A 4,367-nucleotide genomic window follows, 5' to 3' on the forward strand; every position below is an offset into this window, starting at 1 on the left:
ACTCTGTCACTCGAGCTTTTCTCGCTCATCGACGTCGCTCCTCACTGCCCGTTGCTTTCAATTTACATAGGGCGCGGGATCACGACTGCGAGAGCAAAATCATCTTTCCGGAAACCAAAATAGATAAACCTCATCAAACCATTGATGGGGCGTATTCACGTAGCGGAGAAAGACAATGAAGTTCTTCATCGATACAGCCGACATTTCCGAAATTCGCGACCTTGCCGCCGCCGGGCTTCTTGACGGGGTGACCACGAACCCCTCCCTTGTCGCAAAGGCCGGGCGACCGATCGCGGACGTGATAAAGGAGATTTGCCAGGCAATCGAAGGCCCGGTTTCAGCGGAAGTCACAGCGACGGACTTCGACGGCATGATCGCCGAGGGAAAGCGTTTGGCCGGCATTGCCGCCAATGTGGCCGTCAAGGTACCGTCCACGTGGGACGGGTTCAGGGCTTGCCGGGCGCTCAGTCAGCTCGGGCACAAGGTCAACGTCACCCTGTGCTTTTCCGCCAACCAGGCGCTGCTCGCAGCCAAAGCGGGCGCCACCTTTATTTCCCCGTTCGTCGGCAGGCTCGACGATCTCGGTTTGGAAGGCATGGAAGTGATCCGGGAAATCCGCACGATCTACGACAACGACAAGTCGTTCAAGACGCAAATCCTCGCGTCTTCAATTCGCTCCCCTCTCCATGTCAAACAGGCGGCGATGGCAGGCGCCGATATCGCGACCATACCGCCAGCAGTGCTTAGAAATCTCGCCAAACATCCGCTAACCGACAAGGGTCTGGCGTCTTTTCTCGCCGACTGGAGCAAGACGGGACAGACAATCCTGTAAGTACGCGCCGCCCTGTCGGCGCGTATCATAAAAATTGCTCGCAACTGCCGATTAAATTCGTTTGCGTGATGGCTGAAGTGGCGAGAAACTGTCGCTGAATTCTAACGCTGTTGATCGAGGAATTCTGGCTTCTCGACCGCAAAGGGCGCTTCCGATTCCTGAGCGCCAAGGAAGAAGGCAATGACCCAAGACCAAAGTAACCCGACTGGACCGGATTTGAAGCAAGGTATCTCCCATGCCGACCTTCCCGACGGCGGCAAGCTGGTCGGCAGATGTGGCGACGACCAGGTGCTGCTGGTGCGTCGCGGAACCGAGGTGTTCGCAGTCAGCGCGACATGCACGCATTATGGCGGGCCGCTCGTCGACGGCCTTGTCGCGAACGATGCCGTCCGCTGCCCTTGGCATCATGCGTGCTTCGATCTGCGCACGGGCGAGGCCCTGCGCGCGCCCGCCTTCAACCCACTGGCTTGCTGGGCAGTCGAGCAGAGGGACGGCCGCATATTCGTCGGCGAGAAACTGAAACGGAGCGCTCCGACACCACGTTCCGGAGGTTCCAGCAAGGTCCCCGAGAAAATCGTTATCGTTGGCGGCGGCGCGGCAGGTTTCGCGGCGGCGGAAATGCTGCGGCGGCGAGAGTTCCAAGGCAGCATCGTCATGCTCAGCGACGACCAGTCCCCGCCCGTCGACCGCCCGAACCTCTCCAAGGACTACCTTGCCGGAAAGGCCCCGGACGACTGGATCCCGCTCCGTGGGGAGAAATTCTATTCCAGGAACAACATCGACCTGCGTCTCAATACAAAGGCCGTTGACATCGACCTGCGTTCCCGCGAGGTGATCCTCGCTGATCAGGGAAGGATTCCCTATGACAGGCTGCTGATTGCAACGGGAGCCGAACCCGTCCGCCTGACCATCCCCGGCGCCGACCTGCCGCACGTTCACACGTTGCGCTCGTTGGCAGATTGCGAGGCGATCATCAAGCAGGCCGCCACGGCAAGCCGCGCGGTCGTGCTCGGGGCCAGTTTCATCGGGCTCGAGGTTGCCGCGGCTTTACGCGCGCGCGGCATCGAAGTGCGTATCGTCGCGCCGGAGAAACGGCCTATGGAGCGGGTGCTGGGTTCGCAGATGGGCGACTTCATCCGCGCCCTCCATGAAGAACATGGCATCGTATTCCATCTCGAGGATACCGCGAGCAGCATCGAAGCCAAGAAGGTAAATCTCAGCAGCGGCGGCGCCTTGTCGGCAGACTTCGTGGTCGTCGGCATTGGGGTACGGCCGCGCACCGCACTTGCCGAAACTGCTGGGTTGGTCGTCGACCACGGCGTTGTCGTGGATGCCCTTCTGGAAACGAGCGAGCCAGGGATATTCGCCGCCGGCGACATTGCGCGATGGCCAGATCCTCACGGCGGCGAGAGCATTCGCGTCGAGCATTGGGCGGTTGCTGAGAGACAAGGGCAGACGGCCGCGCTCAATATGCTCGGACATGGCGAGAAATTCGTCGCGGTGCCCTTCTTCTGGAGCCAGCACTACGATGTTCCCATCAACTATGTCGGCCATGCTGGGCAATGGGACGAGATCGCGGCCGAAGGCGATATTGCTGCCAAGGACTGCCTGCTGCGATTCAAGCGCAAGGGGCGCACGTTTGCCGTCGCTTCGATCTTCCGCGACATCGAGAGCCTGAAGGCGGAGGTCGAGATGGAGGGCCAGATAGCTACCTGACATGCCCTTTGCCACTCCAATCCGAGCAGGGCGCAGTCAGAGACGGCGAAGCGAATTTTGTTGTGATGAAAGGAGCTCGACTATGTCCACAGTGCAGCAGGAACTTAACGCCACCATCGCTTTGCGCACTGCTTCGCTCGCCCAACATCATTCGAAGATCGTGAAGTTCGTCGACGAGGTCGCCAGACAGTCGGCGGAATGAGCCGCCGACCTCGGTTGAAATCTTCTCGAACAGTGGCCGATGGTACTGCCGGGTTCGCCGGGGCGATCAAACGACCCGGCCGATGGGGCCCTACACCAAGCAACAGGCCGAGCGCGTCCAGGAAACGCGGAGAATGTTGATCGCAAAAAGGGGAACCGCTCGGATCATGTTCGAGTAAGCGAAGACCTCGCGATCGCGCCGGTCGACGCACCATCTGATCATTGGCTATCGAATTTCGAAAAGCCGTAGCCGGACCTGAGGGGCCGCCACGTTGCGAAGCCACGCCTGGCGGCAGGATGCATTGGCGCTCTCGTCGCCGGCACGGCATCGTCTTAAATCCTGAAAGGAAAATCCATGAGCTACAAGTCAATCGTTCTCAATCTCGACATCGACGGCGTCGCCGCTCCGGTTATCAAGCTCGCAGTCGATCTGGCTCGGCGCTTCGATGCGCGACTGATCGGTCTCTCGGCTGCCGATGTCCCGCCGCCAGTGGTGATGGAAGGAGGCGTGGCCTTCGAAGGAGAGAGCTTGATGCGTCAGCGCAAGAACATCGAGCGACGGCTTGAGAGCCTTCGCGCGGAGTTCGAAGGCCTTGCCGGTGCAGCGGTCGATACCGAATGGCGCGGGGCTGTGGGCAATCCGACCCGCTTGCTGATTGGCGCGTCGCGCGTCGGCGACCTCATCGTCACAGCGCCGCCCTATGGCGGCTCTCCTGGCAATGCCCATCGTTCCACCGATATCGGCAACGTGATTCTCCAAGCCGGACGGCCTGTACTTGTCGCGTCGGCCAACGAGGAAAATTTCCGCATCGACAAGGTTCTAGTCGGATGGAAGGACACGCGGGAAGCCAAGCGCGCGCTCACCGATGCCATGCCTCTTTTGCAATTGGCTCAGGAGGTGCGTGTCGTTACGATCGACAATGACGCGACCGACGAAACCTGGAACAGCCTGGACGATGTCGTTGCCTCACTTTCCTTTCACGGCGTAAAGGCCAAGGCTGAGGTGCTCCCGGAAAACTCCGACGGCAGGACGATCGCCGATGTGGCCGAGGCAATGCATGCGGATCTGGTCATATCCGGCGCGTACGGCCACAGCAGGTTCAGGGAGTGGATCTTCGGCGGGGCTACCCGTTCGCTGCTTCAAAATGATCGACTGAATCGGATCATGTCGAATTGATCATGACGCACAACTAGTGGGTGCGCGTTGTCAAAGGCTGACAAATTCGATCATGTCGTCATGCGCCCGAGAGATCGGCGACCGACCCAGCGTTGAGGCGGCCGTCGGGCAACATTATCCAAAGAGCACCGATCCGCTATTCGCCCTCCGTGGCGATCAACATCCAATTCCGCCTCATTGACGGGATATGACAGGCAAACGTCCAGCTATCGATCACCTCGGTGACCTGCAGCGGATCGTCGGCGATGATCGCATTGTCGGCCGAGCGTGTGACACTGACCACTTCGGAGACGTACCGAACAACGATCTCAGCGGTGCCACCCTCCACGGCAGCGTCAACGACCTTTGCCTCGCGCGTGCCGATGAAGGTGAGTTGCAGCATCTCCTCCCGATCCCGGCGACCAGCGACGTCTCGCTTGAACACGTCAAGCACTTCAGGCC

Annotated in this window: 4 protein-coding genes; 3 read left to right on the plus strand and 1 reads right to left on the minus strand. The window is 60.1% G+C overall.

Going from position 1 to position 4,367, the window contains the following annotated elements:
* The first annotated feature begins 175 nt into the window (after positions 1 to 175).
* The 3 genes from fsa (at position 176) to EOD07_RS24435 (ending at position 3,926) form a co-directional block, all read left to right on the plus strand.
* The gene (gene fsa, locus EOD07_RS24425) at positions 176 to 832 is read left to right on the plus strand and encodes a fructose-6-phosphate aldolase (RefSeq protein ID WP_127237268.1); all 657 of its coding nucleotides are present in this window, start codon (positions 176 to 178) and stop codon (positions 830 to 832) included.
* A 180-nt stretch (positions 833 to 1,012) separates the two neighbouring features.
* On the plus strand, positions 1,013 to 2,548 hold the full coding sequence (locus EOD07_RS24430; RefSeq protein ID WP_127237269.1) for an FAD-dependent oxidoreductase: 1,536 nt from the start codon (positions 1,013 to 1,015) through the stop codon (positions 2,546 to 2,548).
* A 556-nt stretch (positions 2,549 to 3,104) separates the two neighbouring features.
* Complete coding sequence (locus EOD07_RS24435) at positions 3,105 to 3,926, plus strand: universal stress protein (protein ID WP_127237270.1); 822 nt, start codon at positions 3,105 to 3,107, stop codon at positions 3,924 to 3,926.
* 136 nt (positions 3,927 to 4,062) lie between these two features.
* Here the strand turns inward: EOD07_RS24435 and EOD07_RS24440 are convergent.
* Positions 4,063 to 4,367 (minus strand): Tim44/TimA family putative adaptor protein (locus EOD07_RS24440; RefSeq protein WP_164772479.1); only part of this gene is annotated, 305 nt, incomplete at its 5' end.

Source organism: Mesorhizobium sp. M2C.T.Ca.TU.002.02.1.1, from assembly GCF_003997225.1.

Bases quoted from the DNA above. Each gene is read 5' to 3' on its own strand.
- EOD07_RS24430 (WP_127237269.1), top strand. From the start codon at position 1,013: ATGACCCAAGACCAAAGTAACCCGACTGGACCGGATTTGAAGCAAGGT.
- fsa (WP_127237268.1), top strand. From the start codon at position 176: ATGAAGTTCTTCATCGATACAGCCGACATTTCCGAAATTCGCGACCTT.
- EOD07_RS24435 (WP_127237270.1), top strand. From the start codon at position 3,105: ATGAGCTACAAGTCAATCGTTCTCAATCTCGACATCGACGGCGTCGCC.